This is a genomic window from Peptoniphilus faecalis, assembly GCF_012976305.1.
GTDB classification, from domain to species: Bacteria; Bacillota; Clostridia; order Tissierellales; family Peptoniphilaceae; genus Peptoniphilus_A; species Peptoniphilus_A faecalis.
Map to the genome: position 1 here is coordinate 91,353 of NZ_JABDSR010000007.1, position 25,720 is coordinate 117,072.

The window sequence follows — 25,720 nt, forward strand, 5'->3', positions numbered from 1 at the left end:
TACTCCCTTTCTAAGACAATATATTTTTTAACTCCATGGTATTCCTATAGATATTTTCTATAAAATTTTCTGATTTTATTTTTATAATTAGATTTTTTATAAGCCAAATTGTTTCAAGATTATAAAAAGAAATTTCGGAGATAAAATATCCTACTGAAGATATTTTATTATCAATTGACTTAATAGGTCTAGCTTTTTCAGTTGTTTTTGGAAGTTTTTTCTCGATATTTACCAAACCAATGTGAAATATATCGCTGATTTCCTTCAAAGCATATTGCTTTACTGGTGAAATATTAGGCAATTTTTCTTTTATTTCTTCATACCTATTGATATCAGTAAATTGCATCATCCTTGCATACTTTCCAAATACAGGATTAATTCCTTTTTCTAGACAATTTTTATAATCTCTTCGAATATATAGACAAATTTTTTCATTATATGCTAGATACTGAGCCATTCTATTTATTATAAAGTTTACTGGACTATCTTGGCATATTGCTCGTCCATGCATTCCCTTGACTTTATCAAAGAAATTCCACTCTATATTTATAATATCTTTTATAATTTCTAGTTCTCTTTTTTCAATATTAAATTCACAATTTATTTTATTTAATTTTCTTTCATCTATGTAGTCAAAAATATTATACATTAAAGTTCCCCTTCATTATTGGAATTGTTGCTATCCTTGGGTCTTTTATTCTTTTCGTAACATCCTCTGCTGCCTTTACTAAAAAATTATCTCTAGTATCTACTATCTCTCTAAGTTTTAAAATATTTAGAATATAAATCGATATTTTTTCAACTAAATAATATAGCTTTTCTTCATTCTCTTCTGTTGCTATAATTTCTAAATCTGTAAAAAGTTCAGGCGGATAATAATTTTTCGATTCTAAATACCTTTTGCGGAGTTTGTAATAAGGCATATAGTTTTCACTTAGTAAATAAAGGGCACCAAATGCTCCACTTATAAATTCATTTTTTGCAAAAAACACTGCTATTTTATCTTTCCTCTTTATTGATCGAAATAAATTATATTGACCTGATTGTGCCATTTGAAACAAATATGCTGCGAGTTTTTTGTATAATACATCCCTTGGATAGAAGTTTTTATAATATTTTCTCATTTCCATAAATAGATTATCTCTACCAAAGAAAATTTCTCCATTAGTTGCAACCGATAAATAGGACTCTCTTATGTTTAAAAAATCGACATTTGATATGGGTATGTTTCTTTTATTAGTGTATCTTTGATAAAAATTTTCTGTACATATTACACCCTTTCTAGGATTATGGATAAATTCATCTCCAAAAAATCCACGATATAAATTTTCTAGTAAATCTTTATACTTTTTATAATATTTTTCTTCTATAAATATAGAAAATCCCTTGTCAAAGTCATGATCCCTTGAAATTTCATCATCGAGGAAGAAACATTCAGAACCTTCTCCAACTAGCCCTACATTTATTTTATCAATTAAGTGCGGTGCCTTATTATTTAATTCTCCTAAACAATACTCATTGAAAAATTTCTTAGATAATTCTATACCCTTCAATATTTATTCCTCTCTATTTTTACTTTTTCAATATTTCTTTGTAATAGTTTTGTCATCTCGCAATTTCCAAATTTGTCATGGAATTTAGTATATGCCAATTTGTAAAACTCTATACTCCTATCATAATCTCGTAATTTATAAAATATATTTGCTGCTGTTGAGAGTGCATTTGCAAAATGAATGTCCCTTGGGTTTTCATTTGAGTAATATTCTATAACTTTTCTTATATCATTAAGTGCCTCTAGAAAATTTCCTTCGAGTAATTTAACTTCTGCAAGATTAATCCTTGATATTGCAATTTTATCCCTATTGTCTATAAGTCTAATTGCATTTTCTATATCCCTTCTTGCCGATTTATAATTATTAAGTCCTCTATATGCTGAGCTTCTATTGTTATACATAGTCGCCATTAAGTATTTTTCATTTAGATCTTTTAAAATCTCTTCAGATCTATTTAATCTTTCAATGGCTTTTGTGTAATTTTTATCTACTATATCTACATCAGCTAAATTTAATAGTATAGTTGCATATTCCTTAGAATTGCAACCATATTTCTTAAGAGTTAAATATTTAATTGTTTCATAAATTTTATATGAGCTTTTAATTTCTGCCATAACTCTAAGATAACTTCCCAGTTCATTTCCTATGAAAATTATTGCGTCAGTATCCTTCAAGTTTATGGCAGATTTAAGCTCATAAATCATAAATGTTAATATTTCATTGGCACTTGATTTACTAAACTTTACTTTAAGATTATTATAAAAGTTTACTAAATCATACATAAACTTATTATTTTGCCTGTGGTAGAATTGTTTCTACTTCTGCATGTGGTCTTGGAATTACGTGAACTGAGATAAGTTCTCCAACTCTTTGAGCTGCTGCTGCACCTGCATCAGTTGCCGCCTTAACTGCCCCTACATCTCCTCTAACCATTACTGTAACAAGTCCGCCACCTACATGTTCTTTGCCAACTAATGTTACATTAGCTGCCTTTACCATTGCATCCGCTGCTTCAATACTTCCTACTAATCCTTTAGTTTCAATCATTCCCAATGCTTCGTTCATTGTTATTCTCCTTTTTTATTATTTTATATTTATTATTCGCCTTTAAAAGCGTGTACTAACTCGTCCAACATTTTTTGTAAAGCTTCTAAATCAAGACCTTCTTCAGTAACACTTGGTCTCTTATCTTCTTTATTGTCTTTACATACATTGCATCCTGTACTATATTCAAAATAATTTTTTGAACTATTATATTCAGGTAATTTATCATTTTTTAATCCCGCAAGATTATCAAATGTTAATTCACAATTATTTGTACTATAGTTTGCAAATTCTTCTGGATGATACTTTTTAAATAATTCATCATTTTCTACTAAAGTATATGCATCTTTAATTCCATATACAAGTTTTTTAATATTGATTAAGTGTTTTGGTCCAACATTTTCAGATACACTTGAACCACCCATTGTTCCGCAGCCAAGTGTTAGTGCGATTGGAAGTCCCGTTGATAAACCTGTACCACCCATTGTTCCACCAGTATTAATAAGTATTCTACTTGCTGGTTTTACTGAGAACTTTCTTGCAATTTCTTTATCTTCAGTGTGTAAGCTCATTGTATGTCCAATGCCATTTTGTAAAAGTTCAATGGAAAGATCGCAAGCTTCTTCCCAGTTTTCTACTGTATAAAACCCTAAAACTGATGTGAGTTTTTCGTAAGATAGCGGAAATTCTGGACCTACTCCAAATTGTTCTCCAACTAATACTCTAGTATATGGACCTACATTAATATGTGCTGCATCTGCTATAACTTTTGCTGATCTACCAACATAGTTTGCATTCATTGAAGTTCCATTTTTGAATAGAAGTTTACAAACTTTATCAGTTTCTTCTTTGTTCATGAAATATGCACCTTGAGCTTTAAGTTCTCTAATAACTTCATCTCTATTACATGTTTCAGTAATTATACTTTGTTCAGATGCACAAATTGTTCCATTATCAAAAGTTTTTGAAGCCATTATATTTCTAACAGCTTTTTTAACATCTGCAGATCTTTCAATATATGCTGGTGAATTGCCTGCTCCAACTCCTATTGCTGGTTTTCCTGCACTATATGCTGCTTTAACCATTCCTGGACCACCTGTTGCAATGATAAGCTTAACTTCTTTTGAGTGCATTAATTCATTTGTTGCTTCCATGGATAGTTTTGAAAGTCCCTGAACAATGTTTTCTGGTGCTCCGGCGTTAACTGCTGCATCATTTACTATTTCAATTGTACGAAGTGAACACTTTGCAGCCTTTGGGTGCGGGCTAAATATAATTGGATTGCGAGATTTAATTGCAATCATTGCATTATATAAAACTGTAGACGTTGGGTTAGTTGATGGTACAATTCCCATTATTAATCCAACTGGATCAGCCACTGTTAAAGTTTGAGCTTTTTCATCTGCAGCGATAATCCCTATTGTTTGTTCATTTTTAATTTGTTCATATAAAAGCCCACTCGCCATGTGATTTTTGTAAATTTTATCTTTTACTTTCCCAAAGCCTGTTTCTTCTACTGCAAGCTCAGCAAGTTCTTTTGCATGGGCTTCTCCAGCCTCTGCAATGGCTTTTATAATTTTGTCTATTTCTTCAAAAGTGTAGTTTTTTAATTTTTCTTCAGCTACAAGACCTTTTCTAGCTAAGTCTCTAGCATCTTGAATTGAAGAAAGATCAAAATCAAATTCTGACATATTTACCTTCTTTCCACGCTATAAATTTCTAAAAATTATTTTACTTGAGGTAGTATTGTTTCTACTTCTACATGTGGTCTTGGAATTACGTGAACTGAGATAAGTTCTCCAACTCTTTGAGCTGCTGCTGCACCTGCATCAGTTGCTGCCTTAACTGCTCCTACATCTCCTCTAACCATTACTGTAACAAGTCCGCCACCTACATGTTCTTTGCCAACTAATGTTACATTAGCTGCCTTTACCATTGCATCTGCTGCTTCAATACTTCCTACTAATCCTTTAGTTTCAATCATTCCCAATGCGTCTAATTGTGCCATTTTTCTTATCTCCTTTTTTTCTTCTTGTTTTTTATTTGTGTTTTTATTAACTACTTTTTTTACTTCTTCTTTTACTTCTTGAGGTTTTGCTTTTGCCTCTGTTTCTCTTGCTTGAGCAGGATTTGACTCCACTTTTTTATTTTCGCCAAGCCCATCTTTATTTTTTTCTTCTGCCATTTACTTACCTCACAATTTCAACATAACTCTTTGAATTAAGACCTAGAGCATTTGCCTCTTCTTGATCCAGATGACAATCTAAGTAACCATTATCTCCAACTCTTACGCTTACATTATCAAGTATTGCAGAGCGGATACCTCTTGTTCTTAATTTAACTACATCTCCATTTTTTAAATTTCTCTCGCGACCTTGTTCTTCATTGAGGTGAATATGTCTTTGAGAAACTATTACACCTTCATCTAAAACCACAGTACCCTTTTTACCTATAATTGTTATACCAGGTGTGCCTTCTAAATGGCCACTAAGTCTCACAACAGGTTTTAATCCCAATTTGAAAGCATCTGATGTAAGTATTTCAACTTGTGTTTTACTCCTTACAGGCCCTATAATTCTCACATTTTCTATAACTGATTTAGGTCCTGCAAGTGTTACTGTTTCTTTAGATGCAAATTGACCAGGCTGAGTTAAATTTTTAATTGGAGTTAACTCATAATCTTTTCCAAAAAGTATTTCTAAATGCTCCTTAGATAAATGTACATGTCTTCCACTAATTCCCACAGGAATAATATTAAGTGAAGTTTTTTTTTCATCTTCTTTACCTAATAAGTTTTCTAAATCTTTTTCCGTAAAAAACTTGTTTTCAATTCCCAATTTTAAAATGTTATATATTTCATCCTCTGATAAAGCGCATTCTTTAGTTTCAACAACTTCAACTTTTTCTTTTTTACAGCTACTACCATCTTCAAAGGAAACATTGTTTTCTTTTGCAATATCTCTTGCCAAAGGTGTAACAATTGTATCTTTATCAATGTAGATAGGCTTGTTTTCTTCCTTTGCTTGGTAGATTTCTTTTGCTGTAATAAGCCTCATATAATACCTCCTACAACTTACAATCTTCATCAACTATTCCAATAATTAAAGCATCTATTGGAATAGTTGAACTTCCCTCACTAAGCCCTACTCTTGCTGATGAACCCAGTGTTACTAAAACAGTTTCGCCATCACCTGCACCTATTGTATCAACTGCTACAATTCTCTTTCCCTTGTCCACTCCTTCTGTTAATTCAACTAACATGAATTTTAAACCATTCAACGAGTCATATTTTCTTGTGGACCAAACCTTTCCGACAAGTTTAGCAATTACCATTTCTTAAATCACCACCAGCTCTGATATTTTCTAAGGCAACTTTAACTTCTTCCATATCTCCTACTATTGCTAATAGTACAAAATTTTGAGGACAAGAGCCCCTTACATCAAAAACTTCAACTCCTACTGACTTTTCTGCAATATCGGAAGCTGATATCATTTCAATTAGCTTTCCCTGTACTAGCCCTATAGCTCCAGGCTTATTTTCAATTTTGTACTTGCTTCTTTCACTTATTATCCTAAGTGTATTTTCCCCAGGTGCCTTTATAAGTCTAATATCCATATCTACCTCTTTTCAACAATTCCCATTGCAATTCCAAGAGGTGTTACAAACATTGGATTTTTTGGCTTTAATGTTTTTATTTTTATATTATCTTCAATATAATTTTCAATATTGTTTAAAAGAGCAGAACCACCAACTAAAATTATTTCGTTTACCTCACTGCCTTCAATTGCCTTATTTATTATCGAAATAATTTTATCTACAACAGGTTTTACAATTGGAAAAATTTCACTATGCTTTTTAAAATCTCTTTTTAAAAGCTCCGCTTCTTCAAAAGAAATTTTATTTGCTCCAGAAAGTACTAGAGAAAAATGCGTGCCACCTGTGGCTTCATCTACTACTTTCGTTACCTTACCCTCTTTTAGTATTGATATTCCTGTTGTTCCACCGCCAATATCTACAACTGCCCCGTCTCTTAAATTAAGTATTTTATTAGCCGCTGTCGGTTCATCAAATACATCTACTACATTAAATCCTGCTGATTCAGCAACATTTTTTACGACTCCACCATCTAAACTTTCTGTATTAGGTGGTATTGCCACGCCTGCATCAAAAAGTTCCACACCAATTTTATCTTCGATTTGTTTTTTTAACTTTTTAACTATGTCACAAGCTCCAATGTAATCTACTACCATTCCATCTTTTATTACATTTGCAAATTCATAAGCTCCACATACTGGATTTTTATCTTCATCTAATACAGCAAGTACAATAAAGGCTGTTCCCAAATCAATTCCTGTATACAGCTTTTTCTTTTTATCAATCTTAGGACTTGTAATTGATTTTTCGAATTTTTCTATTAATTCATTTGTTTTATCGAAATTAATTTCTATCACCGTCCTCATTATCTCTTATTGCCCATAATTTTATGAGATTTTTAAGTAATTTAATATTATTATCTTCTTCATATTTACTAGATAAATATTCTTCAAATCTTATAGATTTAATTATTTTTTCTGCTAATTTTAAATCTAAATTAATGTTCATAAATTCTTTCTTTAGATTAATTTCTCTAAATCTTATGCCACAATTTAAATTTTCATTACTATAAATCTTGTATGATAAGTCACATAATTTATCTGAAAAATTTTTATCTATATTCCTTATGCTCAGAGCAAATTCTTTTATATCAATGGCTAGATTAATTTCATCTATGATATTATCCTCACAATTTTTTTTATAAGCTTTCTTGATTTTATTGTTAATATTAAAATCAATTTTAAAGTCGATTAAAAATTGTCTAGCCCCGGGAGTCAAGCGAGTGCCTTGTTTTATTTCATATGATGTAAAAGGACTTTTGAAATATAAATCTCTTAAATCATCCTCTGTTATAAATTTCACTAATCTTCACATCCCTTTATAAATTCTTCTAGCTCATCTAGACCTTCATGTGTCTTATTAGAAACTAGAAAAATATTTTCTGTTCCAATCTCTAATGCCTTTTCATGTATTTCTTTTAATTTAATTTCTTCTACTAAATCTATTTTTGTAATTACTGTTGCACATATTCTTGTAAAAGATTTTGCAAAATTAGGCGGATAAATAAACTCATCATCTGCTGATACTACAAACAATGTTCCCAAGGCTTGGTTTTGAGATATCATTATAATCGCATTATTTAAATAATTCATTTCTAAATATTCACCAGGAATCTCTATAGTTTTGTCCCTATAATATAAATCAAGTGAAACCTTTTTATTATTACTATCCTTTTCTATAAAATCCGCTAATTTTGTCTTACCTGAATTGTTTTTGCCAACAATTACCCATTTTCTTTTCATGATTTTGTTACTTCGCAAACATTAAATCCTAAAATTTCCTTGAAATATCTTTGTACTTCTGCAAGAGCTGTGTGCACTCCTTCGACATCTCCATTAATTAATACTGCTCCATTAAATCTATCTACAAATGCAATATCTACGCTTGCAGCTTTTGAAGCTATGTCAGCGGCTATTATTGAACTTTCTGTCGGTGTTAAGGTTAAAATCCCAAGAGAGCCCTCGTCCACCCCTATTCTGTCATTTACATTTGGATCAGGCGAAGATATTAAATGAAGCAATGTTATTTGTTTGCCGGGAACAGTTTCTTGAATAATTCTTTGTAAATTTTCCATACCCACTCCTAATGTCTAACAAGGTTTACATCTATATTTTCACTTCTTATCCAATTTTCAATATTGTCTAAATCTTCTTCTGATAAAGAGAACTCTCCCTCCATAGGATAAACCATGTCAAGTTGATCGTATTTTCCTACTCCATATCTGTGATAAGGAAGTATATCAATACCTTCAAAATTTTTAAAGAATCTATATGGCTCTAAGAAATTGACAACTTCTTGTATTTCTTCAAAGCTATCGTTAACTCCCTTTAAGATTGGCATCCTGATTCTAACTCGGGAACCATTTTCAAGTAAATATTTTAAATTATTTAAAATTAATTCATTGTTAACTCCAGTTAACTCTTTGTGTTTTATTGGATCCATTTGTTTTATGTCAAATAGGAATAAATCAACATGTTCTTTAATTTTTTTGAGTTTTTCTATATCAGTGTAACCGCAAGTTTCAATCGCTGTGTTAATGCCTTCTATATGAGCACTTTCAAGTAGTGAAATTAAACTTTCTGCCTGTGCTGTACATTCGCCTCCACCGACAGTAAGACCGCCACCACTCATTCTGTAAAAGTCCTTGTCTTCATTTACAATTTCTATAAGTTCAGTTATTCTTTTATCTTCTCCTCTTACTTCAATTGCATTTTGAAGACAAGCTTTTTCACATCTTTTACAGTTTATACATTTTATATCTCTACGGACTTTATGTTCACTATTCTCCATATAGTGAATGTTTTTAGGACATACAGGAACACATGCTCCACAATTTATACAAGCATTTCTTTTAAGCATAACTTGATGTTCATATTTTAAGCCTTCTGGATTAGAACACCATTTACATCTCAAGGGACAACCTTTGAAAAATATTATTGTTCTAATACCCGGTCCATCGTGAACATTGTATTTTTGGACATTAAATATCCTAGCAGTCCTCTCAAGTTGTGCTTCATTTAATCCTCTGTCCATTTTAATCCTTTCTACTTCTTAGAAGTGTTCAAGCATTGTACGACTTATAATTTCATCTTGTACATCTTTACATAATTCTACGAAGAATGCAGAGTAGCCAGCTACACGTACAACTAAATCTCTGTGTTTTTCTGGATGCTTTTGTGCATCTATCATAGTTTCATTGTCAAGATAGTTGAATTGCATTTCTCCGTTTCCATACATACTTGCTGTACGAAGAAGTGTGATAAGTGCATTTTCTCCTTCTTTAGAATCAAGTAATCCCTTTTGAATCTTGAAATTATGCACCATACCCATATTCATTGAATCATTAGCTATTTTTGAAACTGATTTAATAATAGCAGTAGGTCCCTTGTAATCGGCTCCTTGAGTTGGTGAAATACCATCTGAAAGTGGAGCCCATGCTTCACGCCCATTTGCTGACGCTCCTGTCATTTGACCAAAAGGCGTGTTATTTGAAATTGAAAGAGTCCCATGACATAGTCTTGAGTAAAGTGTCTTGTATTTAGCGTGTTCTCTTTCAGTAAATATAATTACATCATTACAAATATCATCTGCATAACTGTCATCATTACCGTATTTAGGTGCATCTAAACAATCTCTTCTTACTTGCTCATATCCCTTAAAGTCTGCCTTAAGAGCTGTATTAAGTTCATTAAGCGTATATTTCTTATCATCAAATACTAATTTCTTAATAGCTGCCATTGAGTCTGCATAGGTTGCAAGTCCTGACCATACAACTCCCGGTCCGAAGTTATACATTGCTCCACCTGCTGATACGTCTTTACCTGATTCCATACATCCTTCATACATAATTGACATAAGTGGCTTTGGTGCTATATCTCTATGTGCTATTTGAGACAATGTTGTAGCAGCTGCTGTAAGTTTTGTGATATATGCTATTTGATCTTTAACCGCCTTTTCAAATTCTTCATATGTTTTGTATTGAGATAAATCCCCTTGATCTGGAGTAACTTGCTTTCCATACCATAGTGGTACACCGTGATTTAAAGTAAGTTCAATTGCTATTGGCCATTGTGTATATGAAGTTGAAGTCCATTGATATAGTCTTCCTGATTTTTGAGGTTCAACGCAGCCCATCATGCAATAATCTCTGGCATCTTCTACACTTACGCCTTTAGCAAGCATCATCTTAATGTGAGTGTCATCAAAGTGACAAGCAGGAAATCCCATACCACTTCTAACTACATCTACAATTTTTCTCAAATACTTTTCAGGTGATTTATTGTGAATTCTAGTTGCAAGTGATGGTTGATAAATTTTTACATGTCTAACTGCATCCATTAATAGGTAAGTTAAATCATTTGTTGCATCTTTTCCCTCTCTAGTTACACCACCAACTGTCATATTTACAAATGGTTGATATCCTGCGAAGAATTTAGATGAGCCTTCACTTGTTAGCCACATCATTTCACTCATTTTGATTAGCATACATCCTGCAAGGTCAAAGGCTTCGTAATTATTCAATCTTCCTGATTCAATGTCAGCTTTATAGAAAGGATACATATACTGATCGACTCTACCAATTGACATACCAGTTTGATTTTCTTCAACTACTAGAAGTGACTCAATTGTAAATACTGATTGAATTGCTTCCCAGAAAGTTCTTGGTTTATGCGCTGGTACATATGCATTTACTTCAGCGATTTGTTCAAGCTCTCTCTTTCTCTTTGGATCGGTTTCCTTTGCTGCAAGTTCTTTTGCATATTCACTCATTCTTCTTGCATAAATCATTACACCTTCAGTTGTGTCTATAACTGATTTATAAAAATAAATTTTATTAATATCTTCTGGGTTAGAATAATCTAATTTTTCTAAATGAGCCTTTGCTTCATTTTGAATATCAATCATGCCTTTTTTCATAAGGATTACATCATATCCCGGGTTAGAATCTCCACCACCATTTATTTGGTGATAAGAACAATCTGATACAAAGGATTCACCCGATAATTCCCAAACCCCTGCATCTCTATACATGGCTTCACAAGATTCATCTAAAGATCTACCTTCCCAATATGGAAATAATACTTCTCGACAATATTTTTTGTCTTCTTCTGAAATATAAAATGGATCTTGAGGTCTTGTTGCAATAGTGTCAAGTTCTTCCTCTAACCATCTCCATGAAATATCAGGTGAGAATGCTCCACTTCTTGGCGCTCCGCAAGGTGCTCCAACAATAAGTTCGTTATCTTGTATTACAAGGGGTGCAGTTTCGCAACATTTTCTAAAAGATTTTGCTCTTAATACAATTTTTGGCATTCCTGGATTTTCTTTTGCAAGTTCTGTTACAATCTTCGCTCTATGTAGAGTGATTGTTGGCACTTGTTTTAAGAAGTTTTCCTTTAATGCCACATGTCTCTTAGTGGGACCATCTGGTATTTCTGTACCACATGAATCGTCATTACATGTTGCTGTTTTGTCTTCCTTTACTATGCTATTAGTTACTTGTTCAAACATGTTTCGAAGGTTTCTTCTTTCCTCTTCTGTCATGCGTTCAGTAGCTTTAGCTAATTGTTTTGAAAATTCTTTTAAATCCATAACTTTCTCCTAACTATCTTTTATATTTTTATATACTTCCTTGAATAAATTACTTCCTTCTTTTGATTTATTTATAAAATCTTTAAATTTATTTGATCTATTATCGTCCTTCATTGCAATTTGTTTGTATCTAACAAAATGGTTTGGATTTAAACTTGTTGATTTTTGTCCAGTTATTTGTTTATTCGTAACTATAAAACTAAGTGGCAAGTTGGAACTAAGCCCTATAGTTCCAAATCCCGTCGATGTGTTTACCAAAACCCTTGCAACAGGTTTTTTCTCTATAAATTGTTCAATTACATAATTGTCATTAGAATAAATAGAAAGACTTTGTCCTTTTTCGTCATTTAATATTAGTTCCACACATTTTTCACAAGCATTTAGCCAGTCATCTTCTATATACATTGAAAGTATTGGATGATATTTTTCCTTAGAATATGGCGAGTTTATAGACACATAGGGCTTAGTTACGATTAAGACTTTTATATCCCTATCAGTTTTTATATCAGCCATTTTAAGAAGCTCTTTTGCACTTCTTCCTATGAGTTCTTTTCTAATTTGTAAACTATCATCATATAAAATCTTTTGAAGTTTTATATGCTCTTCCTTAGTTAAAAAATAGGCTCCATTACTTGAAAAATAATTTTTTGCACCATCGTAAGCTTCATGATCTACAACCACTGCTTGCTCAACTCCTGGAAGAAGTCCATTGTTGAAGCTCTTACTTGCTATAATTTCCTTTGCTACACTTTCTAAGTCAGCGTTTTTGTCAATGAAAACAATATTATTTCCCATTTCCGCTAAAAAATGATCTGCATTTTTATTCTTTATACTTAACTTTTCATCACTTAATACATTTTCTATTATTAGAGAAATCTCTTCGCTTTCTACTAAAGTCTCATTAGATAAATCTGAATTTATCTTTAGTATAGAAACTACATTTCTAAGATATAAGTTTTCATAACAAATATCAGTGATTTCTTCCACCATTTTTATAATAGTTTTTTTAACTTTTTTATTAGCCACAATAATCACTGGATTTCTTGCACTAATTGCCATATAAATTATTTGAAAAGTTGTAAGAACGCTAAGATATGGTGCAATATATGCAAGTATTGTTCCCTTAGGCAGAGCAACAAAAACTTCCTTTGTGTTTTCAGATTTTATTACATCAAAAACCTTGGGGAAATTCTTTAACTCCTCGTCTATATTTTCGAGATAAAAATTAGCAAGATTATATTCATCCATTTCATTGCCATAGCAGCTTTCTTCATAGGACATATGAGTTAAAGATTTTAAATTTTTCTTCATATATAGTTTTATTTGGTCTTTTAAACTTTCTATTTGATTATCTTTAAATTCTTTTAAGCTATCCCTTGCTATTACGGCGTCTTCTATTAAAATTCTCGCTTCTTGAAGAGACAAAAGATCATAATCAATAATTTTCATAATTCCTCCTTATGGAAGCAAATTATCTATCTCATATCTTTCTGTAATACTATATAAATCTCTGTGTGGACTTGGAATTACAAGTTTCGCATAAATATCTGCTCCCATTTCCTTTACTGCTCTTTCACCTGCAGCTACTGCAGCTTCAACTGCAGCTACATCTCCTGAAACTAGAACTGAAATATATCCACTTGCCACATTTTCATAGCCTATAAATTCTACATCTGCCGCCTTAATCATTGCATCTGCTGCCTCTAATACAAATACAAGCCCAAAAGTTTCAATTCCACCAAGTGCTCTAACTCTTACACTCTCATTTACATCATTGATCCCATGAACTGCAAGCACGTCTGCAACAGCCTTCACAGGTCTTTTCATAACATTTGCTGCAGTTACTTTTCCAATTTTTTTTGCAGCTTCAGCTCCACTTGATACAGATGATTCCACTGCAGCTATGTCTCCCTTAACCATTACAGTTACAAGAGTAGATCCAACATTTTCATAAGATACAAGCTCTACATCTGCTGCTTTTAACATTTTATCCGCAGCTTCAATTGCTGGTAACATACCCAGTGTCTCAACTAAACCAGCTGCTTCATTTCCTAAACACCTCATAAAACCTCCTATTTTATATATGAATTTATAGTTTCTTTTTGCTCAGGCGTTGCACTGTAATATACAACTAACTTATCCTTTATTAAATCATAACCATCTTCATTTATAAGCCCATTTTCTTTAGCTGTCATAAGTGATTCCACGATAATGCTTAGCTTAAAGGCTTTATGATCTTTGTACTCCTCATGAAGTGAATTATATATTTCTTCTGCCGAAACTTTGTCATGATTTGTTAAATATTTAAGGATTTCGTAATTTAATGGTCTTCTCATTATTTATTTCCTCCCTTGATATAATCTAGAGGATTCACACTCATGATAAAAATTCCAAAAGCCATTAATAGAGATGCAAACCATGTCGTAGGTGCAAGCTCGTATCCAGGGTTTTTAAGAATTACTCCAAGTATTATCCAACAGAAGAAGGGCCCAAAGAAAGCATATGTTCCGTTAAGTGCCATGCCAAGTGCTGTACCACACATTGAATTACCCTTATACCAAGTGTTGAATGTCAAAAATGTGAATAAACCACTGATTAAGAATATTAAAACTGTCTTATCAGTGAGTGCAGTTGTTGTTAGACTTGCAATTAATGAAACACCACTTCCCTCAATTATTCCTAGAATTGGAAGTACAATTAAAAAGTTAAAAATTGTACTTGTTGTTTGACGAATTGCAATACCAATCTCTGAATCAATCATCGCAGTGCCAAATCCTGCAATTGTTCCTTCAAGTCCCCATCCAAAAGCTGCTATAAATGCCATGATCATTCCAAGTATCATCCCTGGTTTGATTTCTCCACTTAGACCAGACACTCCTATAATCGCACTAGCTATAAAACAGATTAAGATACCAAAAATCATTCTTGGACTTAACTTCTGTTTAAAAATCACTCTGCCTAAAATTGCTCCAATAGACACATTAAGTCCTGCTATTGGAATTACTACTGGTCCACCAGCTACTATCGCAAGCACATATGCAACTCCTGCTATTGGCGCACCTACAATAGCTGCAAAAATCATTATAAGTCCTGGTTTAGTCTTTACAGTTTTTACAAAGTCTTCAAATTTTCCCTTTATTAAGGCATTTACTATTGCCCAGAATGCTGATAGCAAATCATTGATTCCCGTCGCTAATGTTCCAAGTATAAATGCTACTGCCATTGCTGATAGGGGAGATTTTTCTCCGTACCAGCCAGCCCATACTCCATAAGTTGTCGCTGTTGTAACAAACGCTGTGTATAAACCATATGTAACTCCAGAATAAATTCCAACTTTAATCCCCTTTTTGAAATATGTACTATCTAATTTCTTTTTCGCAAGATCAGCTCTATTTGTAGAGCCATTACTTACTACCTCTTCCATATTGTCGCCTCCTTTAGTTTCTTTTATTGCAAACATTTTCTTTACCAGTATTTTATTATTTTCCCCAGCGTGATAGTCAATATCATATTTTAAATTTTTTTATATTCTTCTGAAATAGCTTAAAACTGATTTTTTTATTTTTATTTTATTTTTTTTACACTTTTATCTTTGCTGTAACCCAATAAAACTCTGCCGCAATGTTAAACTTTTTTCATCGCTTAAAATGTACTGATTTACTGCTATTTTAGCTTTTTAATTATTTTTTTATCTTTTTTAATCCAATAAAAATAGACAAACCCATCAAATTTTGATAGATTTGTCTACACTCTGACTTATTTTTTATGAAGGAGCCTTTAAAATATTGTTTTAAATTTTATTTTTCTTGATAATACTTCATCAGTTCTATTGTTTTATATTTTTCTATTTAAAACTAATGCCCCTATAAATACAAATATAAGCCCTAAAACAATATTTATTGTGAGTTCTTCTCCGAGAAAGATTACAGATAAAATTGTTCCGAAAATCGGAATAAATAATTTGTATATGCCAAATTCACTTGAACTATGCTCCTGTAGAATACTTGTCCAAATTGTAAAACCTGTTGCCGATATAAATGCTCCATAAGATAGGAGTAGGAAAAGTGTAAAGTCAAAGTTTACATTGGATTTATGTGTTAGTGCTCCAATTACTATAAGGGGAGTTGCTCCTAGTAAAAATTGTGTTCCCGTTAGAATAAAGGGATTCTGTCTTCTTCCATACTTTCTTATTAAAACTGCCGCTAATGCGTTTAAAGTTGTTGCAATAAGAATAAATCCCTCGCCAGTAAATTTAAAGTGAAGCCCTTCTGCACCCTTTGCATTTGTAATAAGTATGCCAATTGTTCCTATTATGAGAGCCAACGCCTTTCTCTTTGTGAATTTTTCATCACTAATAAAAATAACTGAAATTACTACTATTATAAAGGCATTAGATGCTTGAATAACTGCTGCAAGTGAGCCTAATGTGTTTGAAAGACCAATGTAATAAAACATATACTGAAACATAGTTTGTATGGAGGCTAGTATTATTATAAATTTAAAATTTATTTTATCTTTTTCAACTTTTCCTTTGTTAAAAATAAAGAAATATATAAAGGTCAAAATGCCAGCCATAAAAAATCTTATCCCTGCAATTAAAATTTTCCCACCGGAATCCTTAGGCAAAATATTTGCATGAATATATGTTAACTTTATTAGGGGAATTGCAGACCCCCAAAGAAACATCGCAAAAAGTGAAAAAATTATTGCCCATTTTTTTTCTTTAATTAAATTCATCATTCCCTCTCAATGTAAAAAAGGAGGTCTCCCTCCCCTTCAATAATTTATTTTTAAAATTCTTCTATCTTTCTTCTAATATTTTCCTTTGTAAATCCAAATCTCTCGAAGACTTCCGAACCCTTTCCACTTGCTCCAAAGGTATCAATGGAAATTGCCATGCCCTTCATTCCAATATACTTGTGCCATCCAAAGGATGAAAGTGCTTCAATTGAAATCCTCTTGGTTATATTTGAAGGAAAAATTTCTTCTTTATATTCTGAACTTTGTCCGTCAAAAATTTCCATAGAAGGCATTGAAACTACACGAACACCCTTTAGCCCTTCTGTTGCATCAAGTGCAAGAGAAACTTCAGAACCAGTTGCAATTACTATTTTTTCAAGCTCGCCTTCTTCTTTTTTTATTATATAAGCACCCTTGTTAATATCTCTCGATGAGTTTTCAAGTTGTGGCAAATTTTGTCTTGAAAGTGCAAGTACAAAAGGTGTGTTCTTCGAGTTAAAAGCGAGGTTAAGTGCTGCTGCTGTTTCTCTTCCGTCAGCTGGTCTTAAAACAACTACTCCGGGAATTGACCTTAACATTGCTAAATGTTCAATTGGTTCATGAGTTGGCCCGTCTTCTCCTACTCCTATGGAGTCGTGAGTGAAGATATAGACATTTGGAAGGTTCATAAGAGCGGCAAGTCTAATTGTCGGTTTTAAGTAATCGCTAAAAACTAAAAAAGTAGCTGCATAAGTTTTAAGTCCACCGTGCAATAAAATTCCATTAGTAATTGCTCCCATGGCATTTTCACGTACACCAAAAGTTAAATTTCTGCCAGTTCTGTTTTCTGCTGAGAAATATTCTTCTTCCTTTAAAATCGTATTATTTGACGGACCTAAGTCTGCAGATCCACCAAAGATATGAATGTTTTCCTTTGCAATTTTATTTAAAACTTCTCCAGAGATGGCACGAGTTGCCATGTCCTTTTCAAAGGAATCATAATAAGAATCCTCTAAAAGTTCTTTCCTTTCAAACTTAAAGGAATTTTTGTAATCTTCGTATTCCTTTGGGTATTTTTTCGCATATTCTTCTTCGATTTTTTTCTTTTCAGAAGCTTTTTTTGTATTTTCTTCTACAATTTTTTGGAAATACTCTTTTACGTCATCTAAAACACAAAAGTCTTCGTCAGGAAGTCCAAAAAATTTTCTAGTTTCCCTTCTATTTTCTGCTCCAAGCGGTTCGCCATGAGCCTTAGCAGAATCTTCTCTAGGTGAACCATATCCGATTTTTGTCTTTACTTCAATAAGTGATGGTCTATTAGATTTTTTAGCTTCTTCAATTTTTTCATTAATTTCATCTAGATTATTTCCATCTTCAACTAAAAAAGTATCCCATCCAAGAGCCTTATATCTTTCACGAACATTTTCAGAGAAAGCTAAATCAGTTGAACCTTCAATAGAAATTTTATTTGAATCGTAAAGTACAATTAATTTACTTAATTTTAATGTTCCCGCAAGAGATGATGCCTCGTTGGAAATTCCCTCCATTAAACATCCATCGCCTACAAGAGCATAAGTATAATGATCTACGAGTTTTAAATCACCTTTATTATAAATAGCTGCAAGTTTTTCTTCTGCAATTGCCATACCAACTGCCATGGCAATGCCTTGACCTAGTGGACCAGTAGTTGCTTCCACTCCCTTAGTATGACCATACTCTGGATGCCCTGGAGTTTTTGAATCAAGTTGTCTAAAATTTTTTAAATCATCAAGGCTTAAACCATAGTCAAATAAATAGAAAAGTGAGTACAAAAGAGCCGATCCATGTCCCGCAGACAAAATAAATCTATCTCTATTTTCCCAATCTAAATCCTTAGAATCTCTTACTAAATTATTTTTAAAAAGTACATAAGCCATTGGTGCTGCACCAAGTGGTAGACCGGGATGTCCTGAATTTGCGCTTTCAATTTGATCAACTGATAGCATTCTTATAGTATTAACTGCTTTATTTTCGATATTCAAAATTTCACTCCTCATTCAACTGAATTTTTATCTCTCATAACTGCGAACAAAAACTTTGGCAAATCAATTTGTCTTTTAATCCTCGAAGGATTTTTTAAAAGTCTATATAGCCACTCCAATCCAAGCTTAATAAAAATCTCAGGAGCTCTATTTGCCCTTCCCGATAAAATATCGAGAACACCACCATTTCCAATAATAACCTTTGCCTTAATATCATCTTTAAATTCCTCTATCCACTTTTCCTGACGAGGAAAGCCAAAGCCCACGAATACAATATCAATATCCTTGCTGTTAATCTCTTCAATTATATTCTTTTCTTCACTAGATGTTTCGCCATCTATCCTAGAATTGAAATAGCCATTGTGAAATCCAGCCACATTAGCATTTTTATATTTCTCATTGACTGCCCTTGCAGCATCCTCTGCCACACCTTCCACGCCGCCTAAAAAATATAAATTTAGTCCCCTTTCATCTGCAAGTTCCAATAACTTAATGGAAGTGTCAAAGCCTGTAACTCTTTCCTTTAAAGGCTTTTTTCTCATCTTTGACGCATAAATAAGACCAATGCCATCAGCTAAGACTAAATCTCCAGAATTAACTAAATGTCTAAGATTTTCATCTCTTTTAGCTGCCATGACAATTTCAGTATTTGGAGTGTAAATTTTTTTAAGACCCTTTCCCTTTAAAAAATCTCTTAAAATATTTTCACACTCTAAATTATCAATATTAAAAATTTCAACTCCAAAAATTTTTATTTTTTCCATAAATATCTCCGCTATAAGTTTATCACATAGATCCTTCTATTTCTATAAATAAAAACCCAAAATAAAAGACTACCTCAAAAGAAGTAGTCTTTAAATATGTATGCTGTTCAATTATTTCATCGCCAAACTAACCTTTACTGCAGCGTCTATCTCGTCCATAACATCCTTGTCGAATTTACCGATTTTCTCCCTCAACCTTTTTTTATCTATGGTCCTCAGCTGTTCCATTAAAATTACAGAATTTTTTGGAAGTGGAACATCTTTAGCCCTTACATTTACGTGTGTTGGTAACTTCGCCTTGTTAAGTTGAGATGTAATTGCAGCAACAATTGTAGTAGGCGAGTACTTGTTTCCAATGTCGTTTTGAACAACAACTACGGGCCTTACTCCTCCCTGTTCAGATCCAATAACTGGCGACAGGTCGGCATAAAATATATCCCCTCTTTTTATCATCATATTTTTTCACCTTTTAAGGCAAGAGAGATTTTAAAGATTGATCTATGAACAATCCTAATATTATTTTAACACAATTTTAATTATTATACTTAAATAATAGGAATTAATTTTATTTTTTTACAAATTTTTAATAAATCTATTATAAATACATAGGCATTACAAAATTTATTGCAATCATAATCAATAAAGGAATTGTGTATCTTTTTGTTTCTTTTAAATTATATTTTGTTCCACCAGGTAAATAATGCACAATTGCCGGTGCAGAAATCATTACATACCAAAGAACTTGTACATATATCGGCCCTCTAAACCTTTGGAAAAATTTTGCCACTCCTATTATTGCAAAATATGTATAAATAAGGTCAAGTGCAAATAAAATTATAAAAAGTATCTTTCTATTTTTTAACATAATAACTCCTTAAAATAGCCCGAGAAAAACTCGGGCCATTAGCTTACATCATCATTTTAATCATTAAATAGTAAATAAAATCACCTAAGCTGCCCTTTTATACTAAGAACTCTCCTTGTGCAAAATGACAAAATAAAATTCCCATTAATAATACAATAATTAAAAGTATATCAGAGGGCAGATATTTTAAATTAATTTCGGCTCTATGTCAAATATTGGGGAGACTCGTTAATTCGAGTCTCTTTTTCCATTAAAAAATCAATATTTTTGTCTTCTTCAAATAAATTGAAAACATTATCTAGTTTTTCTATTATATCCCTTGCCCTTAGGCTAGTTTTTGAATTTTTCTTTGCATAAATATCTCCAGAAAGCCCATGAACATAAACTGCAAGTTTTGCTGCATCAAATAGGGAATAATTTTTCATAAAGGCAGAAATTATTCCAGTTAAGACATCACCAGATCCTGCCGTTGCCATGCCAGAATTTCCTGTATTATTTACATAAATTTCTTCGCCCTTTGTTACAATTGTTTTATGCCCCTTTAAGACTAAAATTACCTTATGTTTTTTTGCAAAATCAAGGGCAACTTTTTCACGATTATTTTTTATTTCTTCTAAAGATAGTTCCGTGAGCCTTGCAAACTCCCCTTCATGTGGAGTTAAAATTGTTGTAAAATTCTTCCTCTCATCTAAAAATTCTAAATTTTTTGACAAAATATTTAGTCCATCGGCATCTATCAAGAGATTTTTTTTCATCTTTATTACTTTTTCAAAGACAGCTTTGGCATATTCGCCAAGTCCCATTCCCGGACCCATGGCTATTGCGTCAAGTCCTGTTAAAAATTTTTCCATTTCCTCTAAGTTAGAAAAAGTTTTTGCAATGGGTTCAATATATTTTATAGACATAAGGTCAAAAATTTCTCGTGGCACAATATTATACACAAGACCTGCTCCTGCCTTTAATGCTGCATTTGACGATAGATAAGATGAACCTGTCATGCCAAGGGAACCTCCTACTATGGCTATTTTCCCAAAATCGCCCTTGTGTGTGTCCTCTTCTCTATTTTTCCAAAGGGATTTTATTTTTTCATCTAAAATTATTTTTTCTTCCATATTTTTAGAAATATTTTTGCAAGCTAATTTTGCAATTGCAATTGCGTAATTCCTCTCGTGGCTAATGGATAGATAAAATCTTTGGTCAAAAACTTCTGCATAGGGCATATCTTTTATGTATTTTATTTTTATGTCGTGAAAGGACATTTTGCCTATACCAGTAGTCATTGCCTTTGAAACCGCTTCCTTTGCTGCATACATACCCGCTATTCTCTCGTAGGGATTTTTTCTCTTCCTTATTCTTTCTATTTCATCTTCATTAAAAACTTTTTGGAGAAAATTTACATGCTCCTTTATTATTTTTTCTATTCGTTTTACTTCTACAATATCTATACCAATCAAAGTTTCACCCCATTTGACAATTTATTTATTTTCGATTATTATATCATAAATAGTATGTATACAAGACGGAGAAGATATACAGTAAGCGAAAGCTGAATTACAATATTGGAGTCTATTAATTTTTGAGGCCTCGGCGAAGAAAGGTGGTACCACGAATGCGTCCTTTCATCGTGGGGTTCTTTTTATTTTTTTGGAGGAATTATGGAAAATGTATTTGATGTTTTAAGCGAGAGAGGTTATCTAGATCAGTGTACCTATGAAGATGAATTAAGGGAAATGCTGGGAAAAGAATCCGTTACTTTTTATGTTGGCTTTGATGCAACTGCAGACTCTCTAACTCTCGGCCATTTTATTCAAATTAGGGTAATGCAACATATGCAAAGGGCAGGGCACATTCCAATTGCTCTACTTGGCGGTGGAACTACAACTATTGGCGACCCATCGGGCAAGAGCGACATGAGAACTCTCATGGACAGAGAAACTATTAATTACAATGCTCAAAGATTTAAGGAACAAATTTCTAATTTCTTAGATTTTTCTGAAGGCAAGGGCATTATCGAAAATAACGCAGACTGGCTTTTGAAATTAAATTTCTTGGATTTCGTTAGAGAAATTGGCGTTCATTTTTCTGTAAATAGAATGCTACAATTTGATTGTTACAAAAACAGAATGGAACAAGGCCTTACTTTTTTTGAATTTTCTTATATGCTTATGCAATCCTACGACTTCTTATATCTTTACAGAAAACATCACTGCAAGCTACAAGTCGGTGGTTCAGACCAATGGTCTAATATCCTTGGTGGCTATGAACTCGTTAGAAAATTAGAAAACGACAAAGTTTATGCAATGACTTTTAAACTTTTAACTACTGCTGCTGGAATCAAAATGGGAAAAACTATGGCTGGCGCAATTTGGCTTGATAAGGAAAAGACTACCCCTTATGAAATGTTCCAATATTTGAGAAACTGCGATGATAGAGATGTCATCAAATTTATGAAGCTTCTCACAATGCTTCCTCTCGATAAAATTGCTGAATACGAAAAATTAGAAGGTGCTGAATTAAATAGGGCAAAGGAAGTTTTGGCTTATGAAGTTGTAAAAGACATCCACGGAGAAGAAGCTGCAAAATCCGCCCTCGATGCTTCCCATTCGCTTTTCGGTGGCAAAAAAGATTCTGATGACATACCTTCAACTGAAATGACATCAGATAAATTTAATGAACCTGTTGGAATTTTAAATTTAATGACTGAACTAGGCCTTATTAAGACAAATTCTGAAGGTAGAAGACTTATAACTCAAGGTGGAGTTAGCATTGACGACAAAAAAATAAGTGATCCAAAACTTGAACTTACTAAAGATGATTTCAAAAATGGCGAAATTATTATTAGAAAGGGCAAAAAAGTTTATCACAAAGTTATTTTAAAGTGAGGTTAATATGAATATAGAACCAAAAAAAGTTTTTGATTATTTTGAAAAGTTATCAAAAATTCCTAGAGAATCTGGAAAGGAAAAAGCTGTCTCTGATTTTTTAAAAAAATTTGGAGAAAATGCCGGCTATGAAGTTACTCAAGATGAAAGTTTAAATATAATTATGGAAGTTCCAGCCACAAAGGGCATGGAAGATAGACCTAAGGTCATACTCCAAGGTCATATGGACATGGTTTGTGAAAAAGATAAGGATTCAGACCACAATTTTGCAACTGACCCCATTGAATTAATAGTAGATGGCGACAAACTTCACGCAAAGGATACTACCCTTGGTGCAGACGATGGAATTGGCGTTGCAATGTCAATGGCACTTGCCGAAGAGGAGCATGGTCCACTAAAAATAATTGTAACTGTGTCTGAAGAAACTGATATGCACGGAGCGAAGAATCTTGACGCAAAATATCTCGAAGGCAAGTATTTAATCAACATTGACTCCGAAGAAGAAGGAATTTTAACTGTTTCATCTGCTGGCGGAAAATTGCTACACTCAAAATTTAAACCTGAAAGGGAAAATTATTCTGGAAAAGCTTTTGCACTTGATCTCCATGGATTTTTGGGTGGACACTCTGGAATGGAAATTGCAAACAACAAGGGCAATATGATTAAAGTTATTGCAGAAATTTTAAATAAATTAAGTCATGTAAATTTAATCGACATAGACTGTGGCACAAAACAAAATGCAATCCCAAGAGAAGGAAAACTTTCTATTGTATGCGACGAAAAAGAGCTAAAGGATGCCATTAATTACGTTAAAGATAAATTTAAAAATGTCGATGGAGAACTTATCATCGAATGCGAAAAAACTTCTCACGAGGGAAAAATTTTGACAGCAGAATCTAGCGAAAAACTTGCAAAATATTTATTAGAACTCCCAACTGGACCTCATTCCTTTATAAATGAAGAAAAAAAAGTTCTTGAATCTTCATCAAATCTCGCAATAGCAAAATTAGTCGATGGAATTGCAGAAGTTTTTGTATCATTGAGATTTGCAAGCTCATCACTTTCTGAAGAATTTGGAAAAGTTTATCTAGACATAGCTGAAAAATATGGAGTCGAAGCTGAATTTATAAATCCATATCCTGAATGGGAATATAGAAGGGAATCTACTTTTAGAGAAATTGTAAAGAAAATCTATAAAGAAATGAAGGGCACTGAAATGGAAGAAGAATTTACTCACGGAGGACTTGAATGCGGAGTATTCTTTACAAAAAATAGGGATCTGGACATTATTTCCATTGGCCCAGACATTAGTGGCGCTCACTCACAAAAGGAAACTCTTTCAATTTCTTCAACTAAAAGAGTATACGAGCATCTTAAAAAAGTTTTGAAGGAAATTTAATAAAAAAATTATGGCTGCCACTTGACAGCCATTTTTCTATTTAACAATATATGAATATAAAACTTTTATATTTTTATATCTTTTTAGTTTCTAAATATTTTTCCTTGATAATTACAACTTAATAAAACTAAAAAATTTTTTTATCACTAAATAAATTAAATTTAATACCACTGCTGCTATTAAACATATAATATACAACAAGCCTAAATTCATAATCAATTTGAAATCAATTATACCCACTTGGCTATAATCTTCAGCTGTATATGCCGCCAAAAATATTATAAATAATAAAAAAACAACTCTATTTTATAAAATAACTCTTATATTATATGATAATTATTGTTTGTAAAATGTATCTGCATAATGAAGACTTATAATCTAAAATCTACGTCTTCAACTAAATAATTTTTTTAAAAAAAAGAAACCCCTAGAGGTTTCATATGTAAATTCAAATAGAATTTATAGATTTTTTATTGCGATAACTTCGTTTTTATTTAATATAAGTTGGTCTGTAAGTGCTTCAACAATTAGTAGCCCTCTGCCATTGCAATTCTTTTTTGTACAGTCATATAGAGATGTGTCAAAATCCACGCCTCTACCCTCGTCTTTTACAATTATCTTTAAAGATTTCTCGTCTAAAAGCAATTTTAGACAAACTTTTTTGTTGAGGTCTTCTTCATTGCCATGCATGGCTCCATTTACAACAAGTTCGTTTAATATAACTTTTATATCAAATAATTTTTCTTGGTCTTCTATAAAGGGATATAAATCCATAATTGCAGAATCTAAAAAATTTTTTATTAAAGATAAATCACTATTAACAAAGCCCTTAAATTTATATAAAGTATCCATAATTCTCACTCCATTTATTAGAAAATACCCATTACTTTCATCTTTTAAACTTCAATTAATATTTGTGATTTTATTATTTTTAAAATTTTACTGTATTATATTTAGTAATTTGTTATAATAAAAATAAGCTTGTGTAGCAAGTATTTTTATTAGGAGGAAGATCAATGAAAAAATACGAATGTACACTTTGTGGTTATATTTATGACCCTGAAGTAGGCGACGAAGAAAATGGAATCAAAGCGGGAACTGATTTTGCTGATCTACCAGAAGATTGGGTATGCCCACTTTGTGGAGCTGAAAAATCAGATTTTGAACCAGCTGAATAATTATATTATTGAAGGCATATGCCTTCTTTTTTTATGTAAAAGACCTCT

General features: G+C 32.3%; 29 protein-coding genes. 3 read left to right on the forward strand and 26 right to left on the reverse strand.

Features of this window, described 5'->3' with window-relative positions; all coding sequences use genetic code 11:
• Nucleotides 1–10: 10 nt before the first annotated feature.
• From HKO22_RS06105 to HKO22_RS06225, 25 genes are all read right to left on the reverse strand, one after another.
• Nucleotides 11–649, reverse strand: coding sequence for a DUF4125 family protein (locus HKO22_RS06105; protein WP_075659908.1), 639 nt, complete (start codon nucleotides 647–649; stop codon nucleotides 11–13).
• The gene (locus HKO22_RS06110; RefSeq protein ID WP_075659907.1) at nucleotides 642–1,553 is read right to left on the reverse strand and encodes a DUF4037 domain-containing protein; all 912 of its coding nucleotides are present in this window, start codon (nucleotides 1,551–1,553) and stop codon (nucleotides 642–644) included. Before HKO22_RS06110 ends, HKO22_RS06105 begins: the two co-directional genes overlap by 8 nt.
• Nucleotides 1,550–2,335, reverse strand: a complete 786-nt coding sequence (locus HKO22_RS06115) for a tetratricopeptide repeat protein (protein WP_169969295.1) — start codon at nucleotides 2,333–2,335, stop codon at nucleotides 1,550–1,552. Before HKO22_RS06115 ends, HKO22_RS06110 begins: the two co-directional genes overlap by 4 nt.
• 7 nt (nucleotides 2,336–2,342) lie before the next feature.
• Nucleotides 2,343–2,618, reverse strand: coding sequence for an ethanolamine utilization microcompartment protein EutM (eutM, locus tag HKO22_RS06120; RefSeq protein ID WP_075659905.1), 276 nt, complete (start codon nucleotides 2,616–2,618; stop codon nucleotides 2,343–2,345).
• A 32-nt stretch (nucleotides 2,619–2,650) separates the two neighbouring features.
• Complete coding sequence (locus tag HKO22_RS06125) at nucleotides 2,651–4,288, reverse strand: acetaldehyde dehydrogenase (acetylating) (protein WP_075659904.1); 1,638 nt, start codon at nucleotides 4,286–4,288, stop codon at nucleotides 2,651–2,653.
• A gap of 35 nt (nucleotides 4,289–4,323) precedes the next feature.
• Nucleotides 4,324–4,605, reverse strand: a complete 282-nt coding sequence (eutM, locus tag HKO22_RS06130; protein WP_169969366.1) for an ethanolamine utilization microcompartment protein EutM — start codon at nucleotides 4,603–4,605, stop codon at nucleotides 4,324–4,326.
• 181 nt (nucleotides 4,606–4,786) lie between these two features.
• Nucleotides 4,787–5,653 carry a phosphate propanoyltransferase gene (pduL, locus tag HKO22_RS06135; RefSeq protein ID WP_169969297.1) on the reverse strand — a complete coding sequence of 289 codons (867 nt, stop codon included), beginning with the start codon at nucleotides 5,651–5,653 and terminating at the stop codon, nucleotides 4,787–4,789.
• A gap of 10 nt (nucleotides 5,654–5,663) precedes the next feature.
• Nucleotides 5,664–5,930, reverse strand: a complete 267-nt coding sequence (locus HKO22_RS06140) for a EutN/CcmL family microcompartment protein (RefSeq protein WP_075659903.1) — start codon at nucleotides 5,928–5,930, stop codon at nucleotides 5,664–5,666.
• Nucleotides 5,917–6,213 carry a BMC domain-containing protein gene (locus HKO22_RS06145; RefSeq protein WP_075659902.1) on the reverse strand — a complete coding sequence of 99 codons (297 nt, stop codon included), beginning with the start codon at nucleotides 6,211–6,213 and terminating at the stop codon, nucleotides 5,917–5,919. The genes HKO22_RS06140 and HKO22_RS06145 overlap by 14 nt, the downstream gene beginning before the upstream one ends.
• A gap of 2 nt (nucleotides 6,214–6,215) precedes the next feature.
• Entirely contained in the window at nucleotides 6,216–7,049 is an 834-nt protein-coding gene (eutJ, locus tag HKO22_RS06150) for an ethanolamine utilization protein EutJ (protein WP_328818977.1), read from the reverse strand.
• Entirely contained in the window at nucleotides 7,036–7,554 is a 519-nt protein-coding gene (locus HKO22_RS10715) for a hypothetical protein (protein ID WP_211660219.1), read from the reverse strand. Before HKO22_RS10715 ends, eutJ begins: the two co-directional genes overlap by 14 nt.
• A complete protein-coding gene (locus HKO22_RS06160; RefSeq protein WP_169969301.1) occupies nucleotides 7,554–7,994 on the reverse strand; it encodes a EutP/PduV family microcompartment system protein in 441 nt (146 codons plus the stop codon). The genes HKO22_RS10715 and HKO22_RS06160 overlap by 1 nt, the downstream gene beginning before the upstream one ends.
• A complete protein-coding gene (locus HKO22_RS06165) occupies nucleotides 7,991–8,326 on the reverse strand; it encodes a BMC domain-containing protein (protein WP_075659898.1) in 336 nt (111 codons plus the stop codon). Before HKO22_RS06165 ends, HKO22_RS06160 begins: the two co-directional genes overlap by 4 nt.
• Before the next feature lie 8 nt (nucleotides 8,327–8,334).
• Nucleotides 8,335–9,285 carry a choline TMA-lyase-activating enzyme gene (gene cutD / locus HKO22_RS06170; RefSeq protein WP_169969303.1) on the reverse strand — a complete coding sequence of 317 codons (951 nt, stop codon included), beginning with the start codon at nucleotides 9,283–9,285 and terminating at the stop codon, nucleotides 8,335–8,337.
• A gap of 18 nt (nucleotides 9,286–9,303) precedes the next feature.
• The gene (gene cutC / locus HKO22_RS06175; RefSeq protein WP_075659896.1) at nucleotides 9,304–11,844 is read right to left on the reverse strand and encodes a choline trimethylamine-lyase; all 2,541 of its coding nucleotides are present in this window, start codon (nucleotides 11,842–11,844) and stop codon (nucleotides 9,304–9,306) included.
• A gap of 9 nt (nucleotides 11,845–11,853) precedes the next feature.
• On the reverse strand, nucleotides 11,854–13,293 hold the full coding sequence (locus HKO22_RS06180; protein WP_075659895.1) for an aldehyde dehydrogenase family protein: 1,440 nt from the start codon (nucleotides 13,291–13,293) through the stop codon (nucleotides 11,854–11,856).
• 9 nt (nucleotides 13,294–13,302) lie between these two features.
• On the reverse strand, nucleotides 13,303–13,908 hold the full coding sequence (locus HKO22_RS11210; RefSeq protein WP_169969305.1) for a BMC domain-containing protein: 606 nt from the start codon (nucleotides 13,906–13,908) through the stop codon (nucleotides 13,303–13,305).
• A gap of 8 nt (nucleotides 13,909–13,916) precedes the next feature.
• Nucleotides 13,917–14,180: a hypothetical protein gene (locus HKO22_RS06190; RefSeq protein WP_075659893.1), complete on the reverse strand. Its 264-nt coding sequence runs from the start codon at nucleotides 14,178–14,180 to the stop codon at nucleotides 13,917–13,919.
• Complete coding sequence (locus HKO22_RS06195; protein WP_169969307.1) at nucleotides 14,180–15,268, reverse strand: hypothetical protein; 1,089 nt, start codon at nucleotides 15,266–15,268, stop codon at nucleotides 14,180–14,182. Before HKO22_RS06195 ends, HKO22_RS06190 begins: the two co-directional genes overlap by 1 nt.
• A 410-nt stretch (nucleotides 15,269–15,678) precedes the next feature.
• Nucleotides 15,679–16,581: a DMT family transporter gene (locus tag HKO22_RS06200; protein WP_169969309.1), complete on the reverse strand. Its 903-nt coding sequence runs from the start codon at nucleotides 16,579–16,581 to the stop codon at nucleotides 15,679–15,681.
• 53 nt (nucleotides 16,582–16,634) lie between these two features.
• On the reverse strand, nucleotides 16,635–18,584 hold the full coding sequence (gene tkt / locus HKO22_RS06205; RefSeq protein WP_169969311.1) for a transketolase: 1,950 nt from the start codon (nucleotides 18,582–18,584) through the stop codon (nucleotides 16,635–16,637).
• Between the two features lie 11 nt (nucleotides 18,585–18,595).
• Complete coding sequence (locus HKO22_RS06210; RefSeq protein ID WP_169969313.1) at nucleotides 18,596–19,348, reverse strand: WecB/TagA/CpsF family glycosyltransferase; 753 nt, start codon at nucleotides 19,346–19,348, stop codon at nucleotides 18,596–18,598.
• Nucleotides 19,349–19,459: 111 nt separating this feature from the next.
• Complete coding sequence (locus HKO22_RS06215; protein ID WP_075659888.1) at nucleotides 19,460–19,804, reverse strand: type II toxin-antitoxin system PemK/MazF family toxin; 345 nt, start codon at nucleotides 19,802–19,804, stop codon at nucleotides 19,460–19,462.
• 139 nt (nucleotides 19,805–19,943) lie between these two features.
• Entirely contained in the window at nucleotides 19,944–20,213 is a 270-nt protein-coding gene (locus HKO22_RS06220; RefSeq protein ID WP_169969314.1) for a hypothetical protein, read from the reverse strand.
• A gap of 203 nt (nucleotides 20,214–20,416) precedes the next feature.
• Complete coding sequence (locus HKO22_RS06225) at nucleotides 20,417–21,667, reverse strand: NAD(P)H-hydrate dehydratase (protein WP_169969316.1); 1,251 nt, start codon at nucleotides 21,665–21,667, stop codon at nucleotides 20,417–20,419.
• Between the two features lie 201 nt (nucleotides 21,668–21,868).
• Between HKO22_RS06225 and tyrS the strand changes: the two genes are divergently transcribed.
• Together tyrS and pepD are read left to right on the forward strand one after the other, a co-directional pair.
• Entirely contained in the window at nucleotides 21,869–23,095 is a 1,227-nt protein-coding gene (gene tyrS, locus HKO22_RS06230; RefSeq protein ID WP_169969318.1) for a tyrosine--tRNA ligase, read from the forward strand.
• 7 nt (nucleotides 23,096–23,102) lie between these two features.
• On the forward strand, nucleotides 23,103–24,494 hold the full coding sequence (pepD, locus tag HKO22_RS06235; protein ID WP_169969320.1) for a beta-Ala-His dipeptidase: 1,392 nt from the start codon (nucleotides 23,103–23,105) through the stop codon (nucleotides 24,492–24,494).
• A gap of 459 nt (nucleotides 24,495–24,953) precedes the next feature.
• Here the strand turns inward: pepD and HKO22_RS06240 are convergent, their stop codons facing one another.
• Nucleotides 24,954–25,346 (reverse strand): ATP-binding protein, encoded by a 393-nt coding sequence (locus tag HKO22_RS06240; RefSeq protein ID WP_075659882.1) that lies wholly within the window; start codon nucleotides 25,344–25,346, stop codon nucleotides 24,954–24,956.
• A 164-nt stretch (nucleotides 25,347–25,510) separates the two neighbouring features.
• On the opposite strand from HKO22_RS06240, the gene rd reads away from it, so the two are divergent.
• Nucleotides 25,511–25,672 (forward strand): rubredoxin, encoded by a 162-nt coding sequence (rd, locus tag HKO22_RS06245; protein ID WP_075659881.1) that lies wholly within the window; start codon nucleotides 25,511–25,513, stop codon nucleotides 25,670–25,672.
• Nucleotides 25,673–25,720: the final 48 nt, after the last annotated feature.

Excerpts from the sequence above, each read along its gene's own strand:
- pepD (WP_169969320.1), top strand. The coding sequence starts at position 23,103 with ATGAATATAGAACCAAAAAAAGTTTTTGATTATTTTGAAAAGTTATCA.
- cutD (WP_169969303.1), bottom strand. The coding sequence starts at position 9,285 with ATGGACAGAGGATTAAATGAAGCACAACTTGAGAGGACTGCTAGGATA.
- HKO22_RS06115 (WP_169969295.1), bottom strand. The coding sequence starts at position 2,335 with ATGTATGATTTAGTAAACTTTTATAATAATCTTAAAGTAAAGTTTAGT.
- HKO22_RS06195 (WP_169969307.1), bottom strand. The coding sequence starts at position 15,268 with ATGGAAGAGGTAGTAAGTAATGGCTCTACAAATAGAGCTGATCTTGCG.
- HKO22_RS06190 (WP_075659893.1), bottom strand. The coding sequence starts at position 14,180 with ATGAGAAGACCATTAAATTACGAAATCCTTAAATATTTAACAAATCAT.
- HKO22_RS06125 (WP_075659904.1), bottom strand. The coding sequence starts at position 4,288 with ATGTCAGAATTTGATTTTGATCTTTCTTCAATTCAAGATGCTAGAGAC.
- HKO22_RS11210 (WP_169969305.1), bottom strand. The coding sequence starts at position 13,908 with ATGAGGTGTTTAGGAAATGAAGCAGCTGGTTTAGTTGAGACACTGGGT.
- HKO22_RS06210 (WP_169969313.1), bottom strand. The coding sequence starts at position 19,348 with ATGGAAAAAATAAAAATTTTTGGAGTTGAAATTTTTAATATTGATAAT.
- HKO22_RS06200 (WP_169969309.1), bottom strand. The coding sequence starts at position 16,581 with ATGAATTTAATTAAAGAAAAAAAATGGGCAATAATTTTTTCACTTTTT.
- HKO22_RS06140 (WP_075659903.1), bottom strand. The coding sequence starts at position 5,930 with ATGGTAATTGCTAAACTTGTCGGAAAGGTTTGGTCCACAAGAAAATAT.
- rd (WP_075659881.1), top strand. The coding sequence starts at position 25,511 with ATGAAAAAATACGAATGTACACTTTGTGGTTATATTTATGACCCTGAA.
- HKO22_RS06165 (WP_075659898.1), bottom strand. The coding sequence starts at position 8,326 with ATGGAAAATTTACAAAGAATTATTCAAGAAACTGTTCCCGGCAAACAA.
- cutC (WP_075659896.1), bottom strand. The coding sequence starts at position 11,844 with ATGGATTTAAAAGAATTTTCAAAACAATTAGCTAAAGCTACTGAACGC.
- eutM (WP_075659905.1), bottom strand. The coding sequence starts at position 2,618 with ATGAACGAAGCATTGGGAATGATTGAAACTAAAGGATTAGTAGGAAGT.
- HKO22_RS06160 (WP_169969301.1), bottom strand. The coding sequence starts at position 7,994 with ATGAAAAGAAAATGGGTAATTGTTGGCAAAAACAATTCAGGTAAGACA.
- eutM (WP_169969366.1), bottom strand. The coding sequence starts at position 4,605 with ATGGCACAATTAGACGCATTGGGAATGATTGAAACTAAAGGATTAGTA.
- HKO22_RS06180 (WP_075659895.1), bottom strand. The coding sequence starts at position 13,293 with ATGAAAATTATTGATTATGATCTTTTGTCTCTTCAAGAAGCGAGAATT.
- HKO22_RS06240 (WP_075659882.1), bottom strand. The coding sequence starts at position 25,346 with ATGGATACTTTATATAAATTTAAGGGCTTTGTTAATAGTGATTTATCT.
- tyrS (WP_169969318.1), top strand. The coding sequence starts at position 21,869 with ATGGAAAATGTATTTGATGTTTTAAGCGAGAGAGGTTATCTAGATCAG.
- pduL (WP_169969297.1), bottom strand. The coding sequence starts at position 5,653 with ATGAGGCTTATTACAGCAAAAGAAATCTACCAAGCAAAGGAAGAAAAC.
- HKO22_RS06105 (WP_075659908.1), bottom strand. The coding sequence starts at position 649 with ATGTATAATATTTTTGACTACATAGATGAAAGAAAATTAAATAAAATA.
- HKO22_RS06220 (WP_169969314.1), bottom strand. The coding sequence starts at position 20,213 with ATGTTAAAAAATAGAAAGATACTTTTTATAATTTTATTTGCACTTGAC.
- HKO22_RS06145 (WP_075659902.1), bottom strand. The coding sequence starts at position 6,213 with ATGGATATTAGACTTATAAAGGCACCTGGGGAAAATACACTTAGGATA.
- HKO22_RS06215 (WP_075659888.1), bottom strand. The coding sequence starts at position 19,804 with ATGATGATAAAAAGAGGGGATATATTTTATGCCGACCTGTCGCCAGTT.